We start from the raw sequence: 21,193 nt of genomic DNA on the forward strand, positions 1-21,193 counted from the left end.
ATAGAGCTTTAATTTTTTAAGGAGGGGGGATCAATTTTATGAGTATGACGTTTCCGCAGCTTTTAATTGAAAGGGCTTACAAAGATGGGTCTCAAGTAGCTTTGAGAGAAAAAGAGTTTGGAATTTGGAACGAACTCACATATGAATCTTTTTTAGACCAGGTTATAAACTTCAGCCTTGGATTAGCAACACTGGGGCTTGAAAGAGGAGATAAGCTTGCCATTATAGGAGAAAACAGGCCTGAATGGGTAATCAGTGAACTTGCGGCACAGAGCCTGGGAGGCATATCCGTGGGGATCTATCAGGAATCCCTTTCTGCTGAGCTCAGCTATATTATCGATGATTGCGATGCCACGATTGTGGTAGCCGAAGATCAGGAGCAAGTGGATAAACTGCTGGAGATAAAAGAAACCATTCCAAAAGTGAAAACGATCATTTATTACGATCCTAGAGGGATGAGAGATTATCAGGAGGATTTTCTTCTTAAATTCGAAGATGTACTAGCACTGGGCAATACATTTAAATCACAGCAGCCGACTTTTTTCCAGCATGAAGTTGATAAAGGTACTACGGACGATGTTGCCATTCTTTCTTACACTTCCGGAACAACCGGAAATCCGAAAGGAACAATGCTAACTTATCAAAATCTGGTAGAAATGGCTAAAAATCTATCAAGCATTGATCCGCTGACAGATAAAGATGAATACGTCTCTGTTCTGCCGCTTGCCTGGATTGGCGAGCAAATGATGACAATTGCTATGGGGCTATATAACGGGATGACAATTAACTTCCCGGAAGAACCGACAACTGTCTTGGAGGACTTGCGGGAAATTGGCCCGCAGGTAATGTTTTCGCCGCCAAGAATCTATGAAGACATGGTTTCCCGCTTTCAGGTTAAGATTCAGGATAGCGGCTGGCTGAAAAGAAAGGTATATAACTGGTGCAAGCCTATTGGAGAGAAAGTGGCTAAGGCCCATTTTGAAAATAAACCAATAAGCTCGGGCACAAAACTTCTATATAAAATTGCGGACTATCTGATGTTCAGTGCAATTCGCGACCATTTGGGGTTATTGAAAATCAAGCGTGCCTATACAGGAGGGGCCCCGCTAGGACCGGATGTGTTTGAGTTTTTTCACAGCATCGGAGTGAATGTGAAAAGTATTTACGGTCAAACAGAGGTTTCCGGTATATCAATCGTGCATCGTGATGGAGATATCAAGCTCGATAGCGTTGGTATCCCCATCCCTGGAACGGAAGTAAAGATTTCCGATGAAGGTGAAATTCTTATTAAAAGCTCAAGTGTCTGTAAGGGCTACTACAAAAATGAAAAAAGTACGAAAGATACCATTCAGGACGGCTGGCTGCATACGGGGGATGCGGGCAGTCTGGATGAGGAAGGGCATTTGTATGTTATTGACCGAATTAAGGATGTTATCCGCCTTGACACTGGTGAGATGTTTTCTCCGCAATTTATTGAGAACAAACTGAAGTTCAGCTCTTATATCCAGGAGGCAGTAGCAATTGGCAAGGACCGACCTTATGTAGTTGCAATGATAAATATTGATATGAAAAATGTGGGGCGCTGGGCGGAGAAGAACCAGATCAGCTACACAACCTATACGGATTTGTCTTCAAAGCCGGAGGTCCTCGATTTAATTGAAAAACAGGTCCAGGAAATCAATCAGTCCCTTCCAGAAAAAGCCCGTGTGAAGAAATTTGTCCTGCTGTACAAAGAATTGGATGCAGATGATGAAGAACTAACGAGAACAAAGAAAGTACGCAGGCAATTTGTTGCCAAAAAGTATGAATTGCTTATCGATGGTCTGTATACCGAGGATAAAAAGATTAAGGTTAATGGAACGATCAAATATCGTGACGGTATGGAACAAACGATTCAAACGACACTTCAAGTCATCTTTATGGATGAAGGAGAGGGGGCAGCTTAATGACTTTTTTCTTGCAAATGATCGTAACAGGAGTTGTAGTAGGAAGTGTCTATGCTTTGGTGGCACTCGGGTTTGTTTTAATTTATAAATCCAGTGATGCCATCAACTTTGCACAAGGAGAGTTCCTTCTCATTGGAACCTATGTGTGTTTGACCCTGATCACAGCATACAACATACCCTTTGTTGCGGCATTAATGATTGCATTGATTTTTAGTGCGGTACTTGGATTTGTAATTGAGCGAATTGTACTCAGGCCATTTATCGGGGAGCCGGTTATTTCAATGATCATGGCAACGATAGGGTTATCCAGTGTGCTGGCAGGAATCGTTCATATAACATGGGGACATGAAACGCGCGTGTTTCCGAAAGTTTTCTCTGAACAGCCGGTTAAGCTGGGAGAAATCGTGATAGCACCGGTGTATCTCTGGTCGCTTTTAATAGTTGTTATTATGCTTGTGATCTTCACGCTCTTCTTCAAATATTCAAAGCTAGGCATTGCAATGAGAGCTACTGCAGATGACCAGCAGGCAGCGATGTCGATGGGGATTAGCGTCAAAATGATTTTTGCGGTAGCCTGGGCGATTGCTGCTATTGTTTCAGCAGTCGGAGGCATCCTGCTAGGGAATATTAATGGCGTTAACGCTTCCCTTTCGGCTATCGGATTGAAGGTTTTGCCGGTTGCCATCCTCGGAGGGCTTGACAGTATACCAGGCGCCATTATCGGCGGGCTCATTATCGGCATACTAGAAAGCTTGACTGGCGGTTACCTGGATCCATTGGTTGGAGGCGGTCTGAAAGAAGTGATGCCGTTTGTCATCCTCGTATTAATCCTGATGTTCAAGCCGTATGGTTTGTTCGGAAAAAAAGAAATCGAGAGGGTGTAAACGATGAGAAATCCCTTTGTAATGGATTGTGGAGAATTCCATGTGAATTATAAACAGGATATGGCCATCTGGAAGATTTCCAGAGTGCGGATGCGGGTCTTCATTCTTCTAGCTGTTTTCGCGATATTCCCAATGTTTGCCTCCGATTATGTAATTGGTTTAGCTACACTGTGTGGAATTGCAGCAATAGGTGCAATCGGATTAAATATCCTTACCGGTTTTACGGGGCAAATTTCAATAGGGGTCGGTGCATTCTTGGGTGTGGGAGGTTATACTTCTGCCATTCTGACAGCCAAGCTGGGGTTAAGCTTCTGGATTGCCATGCCGACTGCAGGTATTATAACTGCGATTGTGGGCGGATTGTTCGGATTGCCATCGCTCAGGCTGAAAGGATTGTATCTAGCTATCGCCACCCTGGCTGCACAAGTTATTATCCTATTTGTCATTTCCCGGTGGGATTCGCTTACAGGAGGCACAGCCGGTATGGTGTTATCCAGGCCGGAACTGGGAGGATTTGTTTTTTACAGCGAGCGCAGTTATTACTATCTGATGTTTGCAGTTCTCGTTATTACTACTATTTTCACCCTTAATTTATTTCGATCACGGGTTGGCCGGGCATTTATAGCTGTGCGTGACCGTGACGTGGCGGCAGAAGTAATGGGAATTGATTTGTTTAAATTTAAGGTTCTGGCATTTATTGTAAGTTCCTTTTTCGTAGGAATTGCAGGTGCCTTGCTTGGTCATTACACGATGGTGGTTAGTCCTGAGCTGTATAGCATTACAGTGTCCATCGAGTATTTGGCGATTATACTTGTAGGCGGATTGGGCAGTGTGTTCGGGTCAATTTATGGAGCAGTGTTTATAACTCTTCTGCCAGTTGTTCTAAGATCTGGTGTAGAGCTTTTAAGCGGGTTTTTCCCTGACTTATCGACCGTCTTAATCGGGATGAAGGAAGTTGTATTTGGCCTGGTAATTATCTTGTTCTTAATTTATGAACCACAGGGTCTTGCGAAATCTGGAAGAATATTAAGGATTATTTTAAACTTTGGCCGTTTTCTTATTAATTCCCGGGCAATAATATCTGAAAATTTTGAAAGTATATTTAAAAGGATGTATACTTTCAATTTTTAATAAAAATAGAAGTAATAAGGGGGAGCATTATGAAGAAATTTTGGGCAGGTTTATTGGCAGCAACACTAATGACTGGAATGCTGGCTGGCTGTTCAGGCGGCAGTGAGGAAGCTGCGGCCGACAAAAAAGGTACAGTAAAAATCGGCGGTATTTTTGACCTGACTGGAGGTACGGGTGATGTAGGTACACCTTATGCAGAAGGGGAAAAAGCATTTTTTGAATACATTGCAGGCGAGGATATCAACGGAAATAAGCTGGAATTAATCGGTGACGATTATGCGTACAAAATTCCTGAAGCACAGAAGCTATATCAAAAGTTAAAGTCCAAAGATAAAGTAGCTGCCATTTTAGGATGGGGTACAGGTGATACGGAGGCACTTCGCCAGCAGGTTGCAGCTGACAAACTTCCATTTATCTCAGCTTCTTACTCTGAGAACCTAAAAAATATTGATGAAAGCCCATATAACTTCCTGGCTGCTGCATCCTATTCTGACCAGGCAAGATCTGTATTAAAGTGGATAAAAGACAATCACACTGGTGGAACCCCGACTGTAGCTTTAATTTACAATGATACCGCATTTGGGAAGTCTCCCATCGAAGATGCCAAGAATTATGCAAAGGAAAATGGCATAGAAATTGTTGATGAACAAATTGTTGACTTGAAGACGCTTGATGCAACATCACAATTATTGAATATGGAAAAGAAAAATCCTGATTATGCGATTATTAACCAAACATGGGGAGCAACGGCAACTATTCTAAAGGATGCTAAAAAGCTTGGTTTGGATACACAATTTATCGGTTTAAACTGGGCTACCGGGGAAGGTTTGCTTCCAATTGCCGGCGATGCTGCTGAAGGGTTTATCGGTGTCGTAACTCATGCATTCCCATATGAAGATCTTCCTGGTATGGAAGAGGTTAAAAAGTATGTAGAGAGCAAGGGTGAAAAGCTGGAAGACAAAAACCAGAAGTTTATCCAGGGGTGGGTGTCTGCAAAGATTATGGTTGAAGGCATAAAGCTTGCTGAAGATCCGACAACGGGCGAAGGCATCCGAGCCGGACTTGAGAAAATTTCAAACCTTGACCTTGGAGGATTGGCTGCACCAGTTACGTTCACAGCTGACAGCCATGCAGGCACAAATCAAATCCGTTTGGCAGAAGTCAAAAACGGGAAGTTCGAAGTGTTCACAGACTATATCGGCTACTAAAAAGACTGGGGGCGAGGTTGATAACCCGCCTCCTGTTGAATTTTAAGGAGTGTGCAAGCTTTAATTGGCCGAGTGAATTTAGCTAATAAAGTGGGGAATTTAGCGAACAATCTGTCAAGGATTGGCGAATAAAATGCTTAAAACAGCAAAGAAATGTCAGATTTAGAGAATAAAAGTCGAAAACTGAAGAATAAACCTTGGACGGCTTAATAGATAAAGATAATAACTAATAAAATAAGGTTCAGCGAGATTAAGAAGCTGGGAGGATAAAGCATGCTGACAATTAACAATGTTGAAGTGATGTACGATAAGGTCATCCTAGTTCTAAAAGGGATGTCAATGGTCGTCCCTAAGGGGAAAATTGTTGCCCTGCTGGGTAGCAATGGTGCAGGGAAGACGACTACACTGAAAGCTATTTCCGGTTTGCTAAAAAGCGAAAATGGCGAAGTAACTGATGGTTTTATCGAATTATACGGCGAGCGGATTGATGTAAGCGATGCAGAAACCATTGTGAAAAAAGGCATTTTTCAATGCATGGAAGGCAGGCGCGTTTTCAAGCATCTTTCTGTAGAAGATAATTTAATTGCTGGCGCACATACCCGTAAGGACCGAAAAAATATTAAAAGTGATATCCAAAAAGTTTATCATTATTTTCCGAAGCTTGAAATTCTGAAGCACCGCCAGGCGGGCTATCTTTCAGGCGGGGAGCAGCAAATGCTCGCCATCGGCAGAGGCATCATGGCTAAACCTAAAGTGCTCCTCTTGGATGAACCATCGTTAGGACTCGCGCCGCTATTAGTGAAAGAGATCTTGGCATCATTAAAAAAATCAATGAAGAAGAGGGAACGACAATTCTGGTAGTTGAACAGAATGCCAATGTGGCTCTTTCGATTGCAGACTATGGCTATATCATGGAAAATGGCCGGATTGTAATGGATGGAACAGTGGAACGATTGCTTTCCAATCAGGATGTGCGCGAATTTTACCTGGGCATGGGCGATAAAGGCCGGAAAAGCTATAAAGATATTAAATCCTATAAAAGAAGAAAGAGGTGGCTCTAGTGGAAAAGCTGCAGGATTTGATTCAGCATGCATATGAAAAAGCTCCGGGTTTTAAAAGGCAGCTTGATGCAGCCGGCCTATCATCCTATGATATTCAATCGATTAAGGATCTGGTAAAAATACCTGTACTTAAAAAAGATCGTTTGCCTGAACTGCAGTCTGCCAGCCAGCCTTTCGGAAACTTGGCCGCCATGGAGCCAAATGAAATGGCAAGGATCTTTATGTCGCCCGGACCAATCTATGACCCGCAAACCCATGAAAAAGATTTTTGGCGTTTTTCAGAAGCCCTTCAGGCAGCGGGGTTTAATCAGGATGATATTGTACAAAACACTTTTTCCTACCACCTGTCACCCGCCGGCTTTATGTTTGACTCGGCTCTTCGTGAATTAGGTTCAACTGTGGTTCCTGCCGGAACAGGGAACCGCGAGCTGCAGATCCAGGTGATGAAGGATGTGAAGGTAACCGGTTATGTAGGGACGCCAAGCTTCTTTAACCTTTTGCTTGACGCAATAGAAGAAAAGGGCTGGAAAGTCGGCAAGGAAATAGTCATCGAGAAAGTATTTTTTACAGCAGAAATGCTGACTGTACAAATGCGGCAAAGGTGCGAGGACAATGGCATTGCAGTTTTTGAAGGATATGGGACAGCGGACTGCGGCTGCCTGGCGTTTCAGGATAAACAAGGGCCTGGTTTAAAAGTGACGGATACAGCTATTGTGCAAATTTGTGATCCCCAAACTGGTAAGGAAGTTTCAGCAGGCGAGGGAGAGGTAGTTGTCACACTGTTTGATAAAAGCTACCCGCTCATTCGATTTGGAACGGGTGATCTTTCACGCTGGGTTGAAGGCTATGAAGGAAAAAGGATTGCCGGAGTGCTTGGCCGTGTAAGCGATGGCGTTAAAGTGAAAGGAATGTTCGTAAGGGAAAAGCAGCTTGCTCAAGTATTGGAGGAAGCAGGGTACTCAGATTTCCAAGCTATTGTCACAAATGATAAGGGGCAGGACGAATTTAAGATCTTAATTGAATCTGAAAGGGAATTAGATCCTGGGCTTTCTGTGAAAATTCAGGATGTGATAAGGGTAAAATCGATTTTGGAAAAAGCAGCAGCCGGCACCATTAAGAAGGATGATAAAAAGCTGGTCGACAAACGGAATTACGAATTAAAAAAGGTTTAAGCTAAAGGAGGGCTGTTGGGCCTTCTTTTTTATGGCGTTGTAAAAGCTTATAGTTAATTTTGTCTTATGTTGATTGGAGCAGAAGGCTCGAGATCTAGAATATGCAAACGTATTTCCTCCGTGCGGTGTTTATTCGCGGTTGCTTATACAATGTCTTGCACGCAAAGCGAGTCATAGGGAGAACCCGCAGGTGTATAAAGCCGAGGGTGCTACCGGACCGCCCTTGGAAAGCGAGCTTCTTGAGCAGAAATCAACAGACAAGTTAAACAGAGGTTTTTTAATAGTATCATGCTGTCAAAACAAGATGGAAAGGATGGGTTAACTACCATAATGCCATTGAATGATGAGTAGTCTATAACAAGCCGGAATAACGACGATAATGGCCAGAGCAGGAGGGAAAAGGTCGTTAACAAGCCGGAATAATGACGATAAAGTCCCGAGCAGAAGGAGAATGGTCGTTAATAAGCCGGAATAACGACGATAAAGTCCCGAGCAGAAGGAGAATGGTCGTTAATAAGCCGGAATAACGACGTAAAGTCCCGAGCAGAAGGAGAATGGTCGTTAATAAGCCCGAATAACGACGATAATGGCCAGAGCAGGAGGGGAATGGTCGTTAATAAGCCCGAATAACGACGATAATGGCCAGAGCAGGAGGGGAATGGTCGTTAATAAATCGGAATAACGACGATAAAGGCCAAAGCAGGAGGGAAAAGGTCGTTAACAAATCAGGATTAACGACTATAATCGGTTAATCACAGAGAGTGATGATGGATTACTTTGTCATTCTCACTCTCTACCACCAAAAACAATCCTTTATAATAAGATGTCACGTTTGTGACCTGCAGCCCGGATTCCTGGATAATTTGCAGTGTGTTCCTGTTTAAGTGACAGCCATCGCAGACTCGTTTCCAAAGAGGATTTAAGGCTTCCTGGGCAAATGCGAGAATGGGCTGTTCCATTTTCACATGTTCAAAGAATAGTATTTTTGCATCGGGCTTACTTACCCTTTTGATTTCCTTTAGTGCTTTTACTGGATCTGGAATCGTACAGAAAACGAGCGTGGCAACAACCGTGTCAAAGGTGCCATCAGGAAAATCAAGCTTTTCAGCTGATTGCTTATGGACCTGAATTGGAATAGAGGCAGCTGCCTTGCGCGCGTGTGACTGTTCAATCATACCTTGATTTGGTTCAATGGCGTCAACATACTCTGCATTTTTATATAATGGGAAGTTGATGCCAGTGCCTGCACCTATTTCCAAAACACGGCCGGCAGCGTGGGAGAGTAACTCTTTTCGTATTTGCTGGAATTTCCGTTTTTCAAGCGGGCGCATGGCTAGGTCATATATGGATGGGAAGAAGTTGTTCATTATATTCATCTCTTTTCACAATTAGGTTCTTTCTCTATTTTACCTTTTTGTAAAAATGAAACAAGCTGGTACCTCTATAGAAGTCCCAGCTTCAAGGGATTATTGTTTGTTTTCGAACATGTCGTTCAGTTTTTCATAGGTATCCGGATACTTAGCCTCATATTGCAGGTAGGTTGGAACGGGGTAGCGGACCCCGCCTTTGTGGGTTTGCTTTAACCCTTCAATGAACTCATCTGCCATGGAATAAGGAATCGTAAAGGCCATTTCATGATCATGAGTCTGGCCGAAAACACGGTCACCATAACATGGCAGGATGACTTGAGGTTTGTCGGTCTTTATCGTTTTAATGACAATATCTGCACAATCAGCCCTGGCGGTAAAGCTGGAAGTAATTTCCCCGCCTGTGTGATAGAGGGCTCCAGCGACCATTCTCATAACCTGTGCTGAATTTCCGTAGACAGCGATTACATCTGGTTCAAACGATGCCCTACCCAGTGGAGCTAACAAAACTGTTCCTGCTTCTTCTCTTGTAAACTTTGGAACAGCTGCTTCCGTAAACGCTCCTAAATCACAAGTTTTTGTGTACATGCCATCTGTCAGGCTTCCTTTTGTGTAATAGTCAAGTTCTTCTTCAAATCCAAATGCAATTTTTGCAATTGGGCAGGATAAATCCTCCCCACCCATGGCAAGAGACCAACCGTATCGCCTTGCCATTGTCACACCCTGGCATATGCTGAACGTTTTGCCGAAGTCTTTAGCAGGACGCTTTACCCGTTCAGGCAGAATTTCCTCTTTTTTCATTACTCTAATAGCAAGCGGAAAGGTGTCAGGCCGTACATATGTATGAATCGCAGTCTCCAGCTCCGATAGCTTTTGTGTATGGACAGTTTGCTGCATCGTTAACCCTCCTTAAAAACTGGTAAATATAATATTCTGTTAATTATATGGTTTAACCTGCCTATTTAGCCTTAAATTCAGGAATCATTTGTTAAAGCTAAACTTGTTATGGAGATTGACATGAAACCAAAAGGTTTTATATAATAAGTGAAACCAAATGGTTATATTTTTACTATAAAGGAGAATTTATAAATGGAAACATTGCAGGATATCAAACAAACCGTTATTTTTAATGCGCCAATTGAAAAAGTATGGAAGACTGTTACAACTTCAGAAGGAATTGAATCCTGGTTTATGCCGAATGATTTCAAGCCTGAATTGGGTTATGAGTTTCATTTGCAATCACCGTTTGGTCCGTCCCCATGCAAGGTCATTGAGTTGGATGAGCCAAATCGTCTTTCTTTTACCTGGGATAAAGATGGCTGGGTAGTTTCATTTATTTTAAAAGATTTGGGCGGAAAAACAGAGTTCACTCTTATTCATGGAGGATGGAAACAGCCTGAAGCAATTCTTCCGAAAGCTAATGAAGAAAGCGCGGTTATCCGTGAAAGAATGTCGCATGGCTGGACTGGAATTCTGGAGAACCTTGGCAAGGTTTTAGAGAAATAATGAGTTCGTCTGCCCCGAAGCATGATGTGTTTCAGGCAATTGCCGATCCGACTAGAAGAGAGGTTCTAAGGCTGCTTGCTGAAAAAGAGCGTCCTATTTCCGAGATCAGCGCTCATTTTCCGATTAGCCGTACGGCGATATCAAAACATCTTCACATATTATCAGAGGCTGAACTGGTCAGCGGGAAAAAGGTTGGAAGGGAAAAAATTTATCATTTGCAGCCTGAACCGCTGACAGAATTAAAGCAGTGGCTGTCGTTTTACGAGCAATTTTGGAATAATAAGCTGCTAAAGCTCAAACATATTGTTGAAGACGGGGATGATGGGGTAAAAGTAGTAGAGATTGATGAAAAAAGTGAATGATTTTGAGAAAAAGAGCTGAGATAGGCTCTTTTTTCTTGTTTTAAGGGCGTTTCACCCTCTATTAAGGGAAGATTTGGAACCGAAAAGATAGGATATTAGCAACTTTGCCATTTTTATTGTCAACTTGTTAAATATAGGCTCTTTTCGTATAGATTGTTGTTTTTGCTTAAGAACTCTGCCCGTTGATTTCCGCTGCAGGCACTCGCTTTCCACGGGGCTACCGGGAGCCTCCTCGACGCTCTGCGTCTGCGGGGTCTCCCTTGGAACGCTACTCCCGTAGGACGTTGAATAAGCTTCTTCGAACGGACACCGCACGAAGAAAATGTGGGAGCATTTTCGAGGATCTCGCGCCTTCCGCTCCAATCAACTCAGTGATTAAAATTGGTTCGAAAGCAACAAACTTTGCGAAAACAGCGTAAATATATCATCAACTGATCAAAAAAAGATCGTCAACTTGCAGTTAAATATCATCAACTGCCAGGATGATAAAAATTTTCACTTGAAAGTTTAGGTCTTTCTCAAAGAAGATATAATATAATGAAATTTGTGTTCATTATTTGTAAGGGAGTCCTTGGCAATGTATCAGACATTTACTTTACAAGAGAAGGTTAAGCAGATTTCGATTATGCTGATCCCGATTTTGATTACGCAGCTTGGCATGTTTGCAATGGTCTTTTTTAATACAATCATGTCAGGCAGATATAATGCTTCCGACCTTGCCGGAGTAGCGATTGGTTCCTCGATTTGGAATCCTGTTTTTACCGGGCTTAGCGGTATTTTGATGGCTGTATCACCGATTGCTGCACAGCGATTTGGCGAGGTAAAGAATAAAGAAGTGACATCGATTGTAAAAAATGGAGTGTATCTCGCCATTATCCTTGCATTTGCTGTGATTGCCATCGGGTCTGTTTTGCTGAATGCTATACTGAACAGCATGAATTTGCCGCAAGCTGTAGAAGGAACTGCACGCGGCTATTTGATTGGCCTTAGCTTCGGAATTATTCCGTTATTTGTTTTTAACGTACTTAGATCTTTTATCTATGCACTTGGCAAAACTCGGGTGGTTATGGTCATTTTATTTTGTTCGCTCCCGATAAATTTCTTTTTAAATTACGTGCTTATTTTCGGCCATTGGGGTTTTCCGGAATTGGGAGGAGCAGGCGGCGGTTATGCAACTTCGTTCACCTATTGGTTTATCCTTGTCATGACTGCTTTGATTATTAAAACGAAAGAACCATTTTCAGGGTACAATATTTTTAGGAATCTACAGGACTTTTCATGGGAAAGATGCAAAGAGATCTTGAAAATTGGTGTGCCAATGGGGCTGTCAATCTTTTTTGAAACAAGTATGTTTGCAGTTGTGACTATTTTAATAAGCAAGTTTAATGTGACAACGATTGCCGCTTACCAGTCAGCATTAAATATCGTTTCTTTCCTGTATATGATCCCAATCAGCATTTCGATGGCACAGACTGTACTAGTCGGTTTTGAAGTTGGAGCAGGAAGGTATAAGGATGCAAAGGCCTACAGCTGGCTCGGCATCTATTTATCGATTTTGATCGCTTTGTTAACCGGTCTCCTGGTGGTTCTGTTCCGCTATGAGGTTTCTGGTTTTTATTCGAATGAAAGAGCTGTTATTGCTCTTACTGCCCATTTCCTTATATATGCTTTGTTCTTCCAGATTTCTGATGCCATTCAAGCTACAGCGCAAGCTGCATTAAGGGGCTATAAGGATGTGAACATTTCTTTTATTATTACACTGATTGCTTACTGGCTGATCTGTCTTCCTGTTGGCTACGTTCTGGCAAACTATACAAGTTTGGGAGCAACTGGTTATTGGATTGGCTTAACAATCGGATTGCTTGCTGCAGGAATTTGCCTTTCAATGAGGCTGATCTATATCCAAAAGCGAAAGTTTGTAAGTGCAGAGGTTCAAGAAGCAGGATAAATATATCGCCTGGCCTATCCATGGTACAGGCGATTTTTATTTTTTGCCATAGGATCTTTGACATCTTCCTGACATATTGGGCCGATATAGTAAAGGCGAGGGTAAGCGATGCTTGTCCTTATAAAAAGTTCAGGAGGTATACGTATGAAAAAGGCATTAGCAGGTTTAACGATTGCAGGTGTATTACTGGCAGGAGGGTATGCAACAACTTCTTATGCGATAGATGCGGAAACATCGACCGAAACAGGAAAGGCCCTAACATGGAACTTTAAAGGAAAGGGATTTGGTCATCATGGATTCGCTGGTGATTCTGAATCGATCCTGGAAAAAGCTGAGGAGCTTGGCATTAAGACAGATGGAAAAGACGCTCAAACCCTGATGCAGGAAATCCGGGCTGCCGAAATTAAAAAGGAAGCAAAGGAACTGGGAATCAAAACGGAAGGGAAGGAGACGGCTGAGCTTATGGAAGAGGTAATGCTAGCAAAGGTAAAAGAGGAAGCGGAAAATCTAGGCATCAAAACAGATGGGAAAGATGTACAAGCTCTTAAACAAGGATTACGTATAGCAAAACTTCAGAAACAGGCTAAAGATCTTGGTGTAGCGACGGATGGGAAAGATGCAGAGACCCTCATGCAGGATATTCAGACAGCATCAATAAACAGCCGAGCCAAAGAACTTGGAATTTCTATAGAAGGAAAGGATTTACAGACTTTGTCTCAGGAAATATTCACGGTTTCAGTAACAAATGAAGCTAAAAAGCTTGGAATAACGGTTGAAGGCAGGGATATCCGCGAAGTCGCCCAGGAGGTTGCATCCGAAAAGGTGAAAAAAGAAGCAAAAGAACTGGGAATCACAATTGATGGCAAATACCTTCAGCAAATTGCTCAGGAAGTCAGGGAAAAGAAAGTCGTGAATCTTGCCAAGGAACTCGGGATTTCCACTAAAGATCAAACAACAGCTGAGCTGATTGCAGAAATAGATATAAAAGATAGTGAAAAATTACAAGAAGTTCTTGGCGAAGACCTTTTAGGAATGAAAGGGTTTGGAATGAGGGGAATGGGCATGAAAGGCGGTCATGGTATGGATTTTAATGGTCCGGGGAAGGGCCACGACGGAAAATTCCATGAGGGCGGTATGGGAGAGCAAGGATTCATGGGCGGCGAAAATGAAGCTGAGCAAACATCTGCCGACGCTATTTAAAAGGATTGTAAAATCCCCGTATACAATTTCGGGGATTTTTTTGTATAGTAAAGTTATTGGAGGGCGGTAATATGAAAAAAATCCTGGTCGCAGAGGATGAACTGGCTATCGCCAAGGTTCTAAGTGCATACTTGCAACGTGAAGGGTTTGAAGTCCTGTCGGCTTATAACGGGAAGGATGCACTTGATTTATTTTTCAAAGATTCGCCCAATCTGGTGCTTCTGGATATCATGATGCCCGAGATGGATGGCTGGAGTGTTCTCGAAAAAATCCGTGAAAAAAGCGCCTGTCCTGTCATTATGCTTACGGCCCTTGGTGATATTGATTATAAATTAAAAGGCCTCAATACAGGTGCTGATGATTATATTTCCAAGCCCTTTATAGGGGATGAAGTAGTTGCACGCGTGAATGCTGTTTTAAGGCGTTCTCCGAATGTTTACCTTGATGAACATATAAAGCAATTTGGCAGTCTGGCCATTAATTTTGATTCCCATACAATATTCTTAAATGGAAAAGAAGTAAATTTGACGCCTCGTGATTTATCATTACTGTTATTTCTGGCGGAAAGGCCGAACAAAACCTTTACAAGGGAACAGCTGATTGAACATGTTTGGGGAATGGATTATGATGGAAGCGACCGTGCAGTCGATTTGGCTGTAAAAAGAATCCGGCAGGCCTTGTCAGATTGGCCGGTTTCGGAAGGTGAAATCCGCACACTAAGAGGAATGGGGTACCAATTCCATGTTTATGAAAAATAGAAAACGGACCACCTTGCTCCGTTATTGGACGACCCGCTATCTTTTTACCCTTTTAGTTGGACTCATTATCTTAGCGGCGGGTTCGATGTGGTGGATCAGGCAAACAACCCTTGAAAACCGGCTGAATTTAATGCAGTATGTAGCTGTTGAAACAGCGGATCGGGTGGTGCAGCAGGACGGCAATATTGAATTTGATCCTTTTTTCAATCGAATGCTGGAGGAAAGGGCAAAATTGCTGGAATTTAAATTTGAGCCGCAAGTCCTTATTAGTGATTTAACTGGCCAGGTTCTTTATAAAAAAGCAGGCCGCATGCCAAGAAATAGTCAAGCTGGCCCTGGGCTTGGAACACTGCCCGCTGAATTGCTGGAAAATGAAAAAAATGTTAAAAGGATGAAAACACAGGATGGCCAGTCTGTTTACACAGTCAAGACGCCAATAACAGTTGATGAAAACCAAGTTGGCTGGGTTGTCGTCGTACAGAGCGCTGATGATTTGACGGATGTGAATCAGGAATACCGACTATTATTTATTATGCTGGTCGGATTGGGGCTGCTCGGCTGGAGTGTGATTTATTTCCTATCGCTTAAAATATCACGGCCCATCCAGGAAGTAGCATTTGCTGCTGCCAAAGTGAGTGAAGGGGATTATGAAATTGACTTAAAAGCTTCAGCTAATGAGGTAGAAGTTCATAATCTCATCACCTCATTCAAAGAAATGACGGAAAGGCTCATGCATCTTGAAAAGCTTCGGGCAGAATTACTGGCTGGTGTCACACATGACCTGAAAACACCGGTTACCTCCATCAGCGGGCTTGTCCAGGCTGTCCGGGATGGGGTTGTCCACGGTGAAGAAAAGCAGGAGTTTCTTGATATAACGTTAAAAGAAGTCAATCGATTGCAGAAGATGATAGAAGACTTACTGGATTTCAACTCCCTTTCGGCTGGTGCTTTTTCAATACGGCCTGAAATCTGTGATATGAATAAACTTGTTCAGGACATTGTCCGCCAATGGGCATTAACCCAAAAAAGCGATTTTCAATATAGCGTCGAAGTACCAAATGAAACGATTTATCGGTCAACGGATCCCTACCGACTTCAGCAAGTGTTAATTAATCTGCTAAATAATGCTTATCAGGCAATTGATACAAATGGCCATATCACAGTAACTTTAAAGGACGGATATATTGATGTTCAAGACACCGGAACTGGTATTCCTGTTGAGGAGCAGCCATATATTTTTGAGCGCTTTTACAGAGGCGAACAAAAAAAGCTAAAAGTAAGAGGGCTTGGATTGGGTTTGCCCTTCAGCAAGCTGCTCGCCAAAGCATTAAACGCCAATTTAATCTTAAAGGATAGTTCAAATACTGGAAGTGCATTTTCAATCGTATGGGTAGAAAAAGGATAGATGTAAGCAAGGTACTTTTGCTTCGTTTATCCTTTTTGTTGTTTTTTGTGCACTTTCAGACTCTAGGATGCGAAACTCAACCACTATAACATAGCTTGAAATTTAATTAATTTTTACCAGCCGGCATATCTATTTTTGACTCCAAAATAACCTAGAGGGTAGAATAGTAATATTCATAAACAGATGACTGCAGAAAAAAATTCAATCTTCTAAAACGCAGGGAGGACATTCGATGGAATCTAAATCTACCAAGTATGAAGTGGATGTCAATGGTTCTCTTTTTGATTGGGATCTTGATGAGGGAACCTTTAATTTTGAAAATGACGAAGTTGTTCTTTTTTGGGTGAATACAGCCTTTAAAACCCTGCTTGACTCAATTGAGGAAATCTCGGGTGCAAAGCCGGCCAAGCTGGTTCTTGAAACTGCTGGCTATCGTACGGGTAAAATCGTAAGCAAATTTTATTTGGAATCCGATAAAGAAAAAGAAACCGTCATAAACCACCTTCCGAATATTTACTTAACTGCCGGCTGGGGGAAAACCGACATTGTATCGTTCTGCCTGGAGGAAAAGAAAGCTATCGTGCGTGTCAAAAATAGCTGGGAATATAAAATTAATATGGCCCAAAAGAAAGAAACAGAAGGCACTTTTCTGCCGGGGCATTGGGCAGGAGTATTAAGCGGCTTATTTGAAACCAAGGTGTGGTACAAGGTAGTAAAAAGCCAGGTACAAGGGGACGAGTATTCCGAATACGAGTTCTTTGAATCTGAAATAACGCCATCACTGAATGTAAACGCCATGATCCAAGAACAATCTCAGGCTGCCCAAAAAGAAATGGAACAAAAAATCACTGAACAGACCAGAGTATTATCTGAAATTATTAAAGAGATATCATCACCGATCATTCCGGTCATTGATTCCATTTTGGTCATTCCTTTGGTTGGAAAATATGAAGAGCTTAGAGCAGAGGAACTTTTAAACAGGACACTGTTGAATTTACCTAGATATAAGGCTGAGTACCTTATATTGGATTTAACGGCTTTAAAGGGTGTCGATCAATACACACTCGACTTCCTGCAAAAATTTGTAAAAGCAGCTTCATTGTTGGGCACTCAATGCATATTCGTCGGCATATCACCAGAATTAAGTGTGCAAATAATCGAAAGAGGCCATACCGAAACAAAAATTCCGTGTTTTTCCATCCTGCAGCAAGGTATATCATATGCTTTGGAACAATTGGGGCTTGAGATTGCAAAAAAGAAATAGTGTAAAAACAGCATTGGGGATCAATGCTGTTTTTTACGGCTCTAAAATATACTCTTTTATTGAGTCTGGTAAAATGGCTGTTTCCCATGGGTGCCAGTAATAGACGGTGCCGTCAAACTGCATATTGAATTTGTAGGCAACTGGTTCACCTGTATAAAAAATCATATTATAGAAAATAGGGTCTCCTTTTGCTGTATTCGGATTAAAACTTGGCTGGTTCTTGCTGTCTTTTAGCAACTGCAGGAATTGGGTAAGATCATCCTTCTGTTTTAATTCTGATATTTTTTTGTCTCCTTTCTGTGTGTAGAGCCTGTAGATTTCAATTCGTTCTACACGCTCAGCAGGCATGTCATCAAAATGCCAGTTAAACTCCTCATTTTCCACTGAATAGTAGACAGAATATCCGTTAATTTCGTCCGGATTTTTAACAGCAATTAGATCTGGCCGCCCTTTAATGGCATAGATTTCTGTTCCTTTTTCATGAAAAGCTGCATCTCCATTTTGAATTTTGTAATTTGGGTTCGTGACATTGTCTGCAACCCGGAATTTTACCTCTCCAGCCTTTTCTCCCAAGAACTTTTCGTCTGCTAAAAAACCTGTATAAATGCCGTTATATTCCCTGCCTTCCCATTTGATAAAATCAACCCAATCAATTACTGTATGTGTATCAAAAGGCGTTGATCTGCAGCCGGATAGCAGCGCTAAAAGTATGATAAAAACAAAAGAAATTTTCATATTATTCCCCCTTACTAAATGGACGGAAATTCCAAAAAATAGTTACGCTGTTATGATAGCTTTTTATGTTTTCATATATTGATAAGTAATCCAACTTTACATCAGGGAGCGAACCTAATGTATTACGCACGGTTTTAAATTTGAGTTATTTAACGATAAAGCTGCAAAGCAGGAAACAGAAAAGGTTTACCGAAATACATAAATTGGAATAGAACAGGAGGGTTGTTGTGTGATCTATGAGATGACGGTCCAAATTCGCGTATCGGATATTAAAGAAGGCCAGAGATGGTATGAGACATTGCTTAATAAGGAACCTGATTTTGTTCCCCATGAGGGATTTGCAGAGTGGGAGCTCCTTCCTGGGTGCTGGCTCCAGGTGGCTGAAGGGCTTTCCAGTGACCGGAGCGGTCCGATTCGGCTGGGTGTAAAAGATCTGGAGGGTGAGCGTGAAAGGGTTATGAATGAATTAAAGGTAGAACATTTCGAGATTTTTTCAAGAAAAGAGGTTCCTGTAAAATGGGCGACCTTTAGCGATCCATGGGGAAATGCGATAGGTTTTTTTGAATACATTGAAGAGCAAGAGAAGCAGACGCAGATTAATCGCATTTTTGGCTAATAGATTAGGAACAGATTTAGGATTACTGGTGTCGATCGGGATTATTTTGTGCGCCATTATAAAGAAAACATTTTTGAAAGTGGGATACAATGCAAAGCGATGCTTAGGCTTTCGATGGATTTATAGATTAGGAGGTATGTGTGATGCAGGCAAATATTCTTGATGGTTATCAAGTTAGAATGGCAAGTGAAGGTGAATGCGGACAAATCATAGATATGCTGAAAGAAGTGGCAATATGGATTCAGTCGCAAGGAATTGACCAATGGCAATATTTATTGGAAGGCGGCGAAGATGATGAAATAAAGGAGTCCGTCTCTAAGGGAAATACATATCTTGTTACAAAAGCTGATGAATTAGCGGCAACCTTTACTTTATGCTCTGAGCAAAACGACTGGGACAAGCATATTTTTGGTGAGGAAGCGAATCATGACTCTCTTTATCTGCATAGGCTTGCGGTGAAGCCAAAATTTATGAAAACAGGGCTGGGTGCAGCCGTTTTAAAATGGATTGATAAAGAAATAACTACTGATAAACAGTACCTTAAGCTTGATTGTGTTGAAAACAACCCAAAATTGAATGGTTTTTACAAAAATAACGGGTTTGAACGCATTGGAGTAACTGACGGGCACAGCAAATACCAGAAGCGCCTTAAAAACTAATAAATTCACAATAATAGGATAAACTAAAATGCTTATTTCATGAATGTATTTTTGCTATGTGTTACTTTTAAGAAAGATATAAATGAAAGGAGTGTTTTGGTTTTGCGCAATAAGGAAATTTTAAAAGAAGAAATATTGAGTGCTTACCATTTCAGGCATGCAACAAAAGAGTTTGATCCGAATAAAAAGATTCCAGACGATGATTTCCGTTTGATTTTGGAAACAGGGCGTTTGTCACCAAGTTCATTCGGGTTTGAACCTTGGCGTTTTGTGGTCGTCCAAAATGAAGAGCTTCGCGATAAGATTAAAAATGCTTCCTGGGGGGCATTTGGGAAACTCCCAGAGGCAAGCCACTTTGTATTAATTCTGGCAAGAACCAAAAAAGATACCAGGTATGATTCGGAATATTTGCAGGATCATTTTAAAAATAAATTAGGTATGCCGGAAGAATTTATGGCCAATTATTTAAAGCGGATTGAAGAATTCCAAAAGTCTGATTTTAACCTTTTGGATGGGGATCGTCCGTTATTTGATTGGGCGTGCAAACAAAGCTACATAGCACTTGGGAATATGATGACAGCTGCGGCCCAGATTGGCATCGATTCTTGTCCAATTGAAGGCTTTGATATTGAAAAAATGAATAAGCTATTGAATGATGAGGGATTGCTGGAAGAAGGAAGCTTTGGCCTTTCAGTTATGGTTGCTTTTGGGTACCGTGTAAAAGAGCCAAGGGCAAAGACCCGCAGGCCGTTTGATGATATTGTTAAGTGGATCGACTAGGAAAAGAGCTTGTACTCTTTTCCTTTTTTTTAGGCAATAAAAAAGGAAATGGCATTCAAACAGAGAAGAATTATTCTAAGGGAAATGCTGGGAAATCTGGACTTTTACATAGAACAAATTTCAAGTGATGGGATTTGGGATATTCCCTGGAGCTGGGGACAGTTTGAAAATGAATTTCAGATTGCACGAAGACAGTGGCAAGGCATTCTTGCAGTTATAAGATTCTTCATGCCTTTGGCCGCTTGAAAAAAGATGAAGATTGAGGTGGCAACTATGAATCTGGTAATGAATACTGAGCTTGCAGAGAAACTGGACCAGGCAGAAACTGATGCACTTGTGTCCAGGCTAACGGCTATTAAGAATAGGAATGGAAATCCCATGGGTGTAGGCATAAAAAAATTTCGAAATGCCATAGCCTTTTCAGTGAAAAATATTCCTGGGCCAGCTTTTAATCTTGTTAAAGGCTTAAAAGACGGGGACGAAGAAGCTGTTGATAATATAATCGATTTCTACAGCACAAAAGAAATACCTCTCCGCTTAGAATTAACACCATCGCATGCTTCACCTGCTTTACTAAAATTTCTTCACAACAAAGGGTTTTATCAATGTGACTTCCATACAACGATGTTTGCAGAACCCTCTTATCTAGTTGACTCACCCATAAATTCTGCTATTGAAATTCGCAGGCTGCAGAAACACGAATTCAATCTATTTGGCGATATTTATACAAAAGGATTTGGGATGCCTGATTTCCTGAGGAACGGTATATCAGAAAACAATGAGGTCCTTTTTGACAGCTGCCATTGGAGGTTTTACCTTGCTAGTGTTGGCAATGAGCCAGCTGGCATTGGAGTGCTTTATATGAAAAATGGCATTGCAAATCTTGCTGCAGCCGCAACTATTCCGGAGCTACGGAACAAAGGAGTCCAATCAGCATTAATTCAAGCACGTATCTATCAGGCCATAACCCATAATTGCAGCCTCATCACAGGGCAGGCAAGGTTTGGTTCAATCAGCCAGAATAATATGGAAAAGGCAGGGCTTAAAATCGCCTATACAAAAGCAATTTGGATCAAAGATTATATTTAAAATGAATAAGTATAAGATAAATTAAGAGGCTATATTTAATAAAAAGCTAGAAGGCGAACAGATAAAGCCCACCGATTCTTTAAGGAAAAGGGCTATCAGGAT

General features: G+C 41.7%; 18 protein-coding genes and 3 pseudogenes. 18 read left to right on the plus strand and 3 right to left on the minus strand.

Features of this window, described 5'->3' with window-relative positions:
* Nucleotides 1-38: 38 nt before the first annotated feature.
* The 6 genes and pseudogenes from AC3ZVC_RS13950 to AC3ZVC_RS13975 all read left to right on the plus strand — a co-directional run bounded on the left by AC3ZVC_RS13950 (nucleotide 39) and on the right by AC3ZVC_RS13975 (nucleotide 7,402).
* Nucleotides 39-1,946, plus strand: coding sequence for an AMP-binding protein (locus tag AC3ZVC_RS13950; protein WP_490063833.1), 1,908 nt, complete (start codon nucleotides 39-41; stop codon nucleotides 1,944-1,946).
* Nucleotides 1,946-2,830: a branched-chain amino acid ABC transporter permease gene (locus tag AC3ZVC_RS13955; protein ID WP_214728238.1), complete on the plus strand. Its 885-nt coding sequence runs from the start codon at nucleotides 1,946-1,948 to the stop codon at nucleotides 2,828-2,830. The genes AC3ZVC_RS13950 and AC3ZVC_RS13955 overlap by 1 nt, the downstream gene beginning before the upstream one ends.
* A gap of 3 nt (nucleotides 2,831-2,833) precedes the next feature.
* A pseudogene (locus AC3ZVC_RS13960) lies at nucleotides 2,834-3,894 on the plus strand (branched-chain amino acid ABC transporter permease).
* Nucleotides 3,895-3,990: 96 nt separating this feature from the next.
* Entirely contained in the window at nucleotides 3,991-5,169 is a 1,179-nt protein-coding gene (locus tag AC3ZVC_RS13965; protein ID WP_490063834.1) for an ABC transporter substrate-binding protein, read from the plus strand.
* 273 nt (nucleotides 5,170-5,442) lie between these two features.
* Nucleotides 5,443-6,230, plus strand: a pseudogene (locus tag AC3ZVC_RS13970) (ABC transporter ATP-binding protein).
* Nucleotides 6,230-7,402 (plus strand): phenylacetate--CoA ligase family protein, encoded by a 1,173-nt coding sequence (locus AC3ZVC_RS13975; protein WP_490063835.1) that lies wholly within the window; start codon nucleotides 6,230-6,232, stop codon nucleotides 7,400-7,402. The pseudogene AC3ZVC_RS13970 and the gene AC3ZVC_RS13975 overlap by 1 nt, the downstream one beginning before the upstream one ends.
* Before the next feature lie 752 nt (nucleotides 7,403-8,154).
* Here the strand turns inward: AC3ZVC_RS13975 and AC3ZVC_RS13980 are convergent.
* On the minus strand, nucleotides 8,155-8,769 hold the full coding sequence (locus AC3ZVC_RS13980; RefSeq protein WP_490063836.1) for a class I SAM-dependent methyltransferase: 615 nt from the start codon (nucleotides 8,767-8,769) through the stop codon (nucleotides 8,155-8,157).
* A 99-nt stretch (nucleotides 8,770-8,868) separates the two neighbouring features.
* Nucleotides 8,869-9,666 (minus strand): DUF169 domain-containing protein, encoded by a 798-nt coding sequence (locus AC3ZVC_RS13985; RefSeq protein WP_490063837.1) that lies wholly within the window; start codon nucleotides 9,664-9,666, stop codon nucleotides 8,869-8,871.
* A 192-nt stretch (nucleotides 9,667-9,858) separates the two neighbouring features.
* Here AC3ZVC_RS13985 and AC3ZVC_RS13990 point away from each other — a divergent pair, with 192 nt between their 5' ends.
* The 7 genes from AC3ZVC_RS13990 to AC3ZVC_RS14020 all read left to right on the plus strand — a co-directional run bounded on the left by AC3ZVC_RS13990 (nucleotide 9,859) and on the right by AC3ZVC_RS14020 (nucleotide 17,212).
* Nucleotides 9,859-10,275 (plus strand): SRPBCC family protein, encoded by a 417-nt coding sequence (locus tag AC3ZVC_RS13990; protein WP_490063838.1) that lies wholly within the window; start codon nucleotides 9,859-9,861, stop codon nucleotides 10,273-10,275.
* Nucleotides 10,275-10,637: an ArsR/SmtB family transcription factor gene (locus tag AC3ZVC_RS13995; protein WP_490063839.1), complete on the plus strand. Its 363-nt coding sequence runs from the start codon at nucleotides 10,275-10,277 to the stop codon at nucleotides 10,635-10,637. The genes AC3ZVC_RS13990 and AC3ZVC_RS13995 overlap by 1 nt, the downstream gene beginning before the upstream one ends.
* A gap of 577 nt (nucleotides 10,638-11,214) precedes the next feature.
* Nucleotides 11,215-12,585: an MATE family efflux transporter gene (locus AC3ZVC_RS14000; protein WP_490063840.1), complete on the plus strand. Its 1,371-nt coding sequence runs from the start codon at nucleotides 11,215-11,217 to the stop codon at nucleotides 12,583-12,585.
* A gap of 144 nt (nucleotides 12,586-12,729) precedes the next feature.
* Entirely contained in the window at nucleotides 12,730-13,785 is a 1,056-nt protein-coding gene (locus tag AC3ZVC_RS14005; protein WP_490063841.1) for a hypothetical protein, read from the plus strand.
* A gap of 71 nt (nucleotides 13,786-13,856) precedes the next feature.
* Nucleotides 13,857-14,543, plus strand: a complete 687-nt coding sequence (locus AC3ZVC_RS14010) for a response regulator transcription factor (RefSeq protein ID WP_490063842.1) — start codon at nucleotides 13,857-13,859, stop codon at nucleotides 14,541-14,543.
* Complete coding sequence (locus AC3ZVC_RS14015; protein ID WP_490063843.1) at nucleotides 14,527-15,948, plus strand: sensor histidine kinase; 1,422 nt, start codon at nucleotides 14,527-14,529, stop codon at nucleotides 15,946-15,948. The genes AC3ZVC_RS14010 and AC3ZVC_RS14015 overlap by 17 nt, the downstream gene beginning before the upstream one ends.
* Before the next feature lie 232 nt (nucleotides 15,949-16,180).
* Complete coding sequence (locus AC3ZVC_RS14020) at nucleotides 16,181-17,212, plus strand: STAS domain-containing protein (RefSeq protein ID WP_490063844.1); 1,032 nt, start codon at nucleotides 16,181-16,183, stop codon at nucleotides 17,210-17,212.
* A gap of 33 nt (nucleotides 17,213-17,245) precedes the next feature.
* On the opposite strand, the gene AC3ZVC_RS14025 is transcribed toward AC3ZVC_RS14020, so the two are convergent.
* Complete coding sequence (locus tag AC3ZVC_RS14025) at nucleotides 17,246-17,947, minus strand: hypothetical protein (protein ID WP_490063845.1); 702 nt, start codon at nucleotides 17,945-17,947, stop codon at nucleotides 17,246-17,248.
* Nucleotides 17,948-18,176: 229 nt separating this feature from the next.
* On the opposite strand from AC3ZVC_RS14025, the gene AC3ZVC_RS14030 reads away from it, so the two are divergent.
* From AC3ZVC_RS14030 to AC3ZVC_RS14050, 5 genes and pseudogenes are all read left to right on the plus strand, one after another.
* Nucleotides 18,177-18,563: a VOC family protein gene (locus AC3ZVC_RS14030; RefSeq protein ID WP_490063846.1), complete on the plus strand. Its 387-nt coding sequence runs from the start codon at nucleotides 18,177-18,179 to the stop codon at nucleotides 18,561-18,563.
* Nucleotides 18,564-18,578: 15 nt separating this feature from the next.
* Nucleotides 18,579-18,689: pseudogene (locus AC3ZVC_RS14035) on the plus strand (GNAT family N-acetyltransferase); the annotation flags it as partial.
* Between the two features lie 17 nt (nucleotides 18,690-18,706).
* On the plus strand, nucleotides 18,707-19,222 hold the full coding sequence (locus AC3ZVC_RS14040; protein ID WP_490063847.1) for a GNAT family N-acetyltransferase: 516 nt from the start codon (nucleotides 18,707-18,709) through the stop codon (nucleotides 19,220-19,222).
* Between the two features lie 102 nt (nucleotides 19,223-19,324).
* Nucleotides 19,325-20,002: an NAD(P)H-dependent oxidoreductase gene (locus AC3ZVC_RS14045; protein ID WP_490063848.1), complete on the plus strand. Its 678-nt coding sequence runs from the start codon at nucleotides 19,325-19,327 to the stop codon at nucleotides 20,000-20,002.
* A gap of 273 nt (nucleotides 20,003-20,275) precedes the next feature.
* A complete protein-coding gene (locus AC3ZVC_RS14050; RefSeq protein WP_490063849.1) occupies nucleotides 20,276-21,091 on the plus strand; it encodes a GNAT family N-acetyltransferase in 816 nt (271 codons plus the stop codon).
* Nucleotides 21,092-21,193: the final 102 nt, after the last annotated feature.

The organism is Cytobacillus sp. C11.1, from assembly GCF_058145115.1.

Excerpts from the sequence above, each read along its gene's own strand:
- AC3ZVC_RS13950 (WP_490063833.1), top strand. The coding sequence starts at position 39 with ATGAGTATGACGTTTCCGCAGCTTTTAATTGAAAGGGCTTACAAAGAT.
- AC3ZVC_RS13955 (WP_214728238.1), top strand. The coding sequence starts at position 1,946 with ATGACTTTTTTCTTGCAAATGATCGTAACAGGAGTTGTAGTAGGAAGT.
- AC3ZVC_RS13965 (WP_490063834.1), top strand. The coding sequence starts at position 3,991 with ATGAAGAAATTTTGGGCAGGTTTATTGGCAGCAACACTAATGACTGGA.
- AC3ZVC_RS13980 (WP_490063836.1), bottom strand. The coding sequence starts at position 8,769 with ATGAACAACTTCTTCCCATCCATATATGACCTAGCCATGCGCCCGCTT.
- AC3ZVC_RS13985 (WP_490063837.1), bottom strand. The coding sequence starts at position 9,666 with ATGCAGCAAACTGTCCATACACAAAAGCTATCGGAGCTGGAGACTGCG.
- AC3ZVC_RS13990 (WP_490063838.1), top strand. The coding sequence starts at position 9,859 with ATGGAAACATTGCAGGATATCAAACAAACCGTTATTTTTAATGCGCCA.
- AC3ZVC_RS13995 (WP_490063839.1), top strand. The coding sequence starts at position 10,275 with ATGAGTTCGTCTGCCCCGAAGCATGATGTGTTTCAGGCAATTGCCGAT.
- AC3ZVC_RS14000 (WP_490063840.1), top strand. The coding sequence starts at position 11,215 with ATGTATCAGACATTTACTTTACAAGAGAAGGTTAAGCAGATTTCGATT.
- AC3ZVC_RS14005 (WP_490063841.1), top strand. The coding sequence starts at position 12,730 with ATGAAAAAGGCATTAGCAGGTTTAACGATTGCAGGTGTATTACTGGCA.
- AC3ZVC_RS14010 (WP_490063842.1), top strand. The coding sequence starts at position 13,857 with ATGAAAAAAATCCTGGTCGCAGAGGATGAACTGGCTATCGCCAAGGTT.
- AC3ZVC_RS14015 (WP_490063843.1), top strand. The coding sequence starts at position 14,527 with ATGTTTATGAAAAATAGAAAACGGACCACCTTGCTCCGTTATTGGACG.
- AC3ZVC_RS14020 (WP_490063844.1), top strand. The coding sequence starts at position 16,181 with ATGGAATCTAAATCTACCAAGTATGAAGTGGATGTCAATGGTTCTCTT.
- AC3ZVC_RS14025 (WP_490063845.1), bottom strand. The coding sequence starts at position 17,947 with ATGAAAATTTCTTTTGTTTTTATCATACTTTTAGCGCTGCTATCCGGC.
- AC3ZVC_RS14040 (WP_490063847.1), top strand. The coding sequence starts at position 18,707 with ATGCAGGCAAATATTCTTGATGGTTATCAAGTTAGAATGGCAAGTGAA.
- AC3ZVC_RS14050 (WP_490063849.1), top strand. The coding sequence starts at position 20,276 with ATGAATCTGGTAATGAATACTGAGCTTGCAGAGAAACTGGACCAGGCA.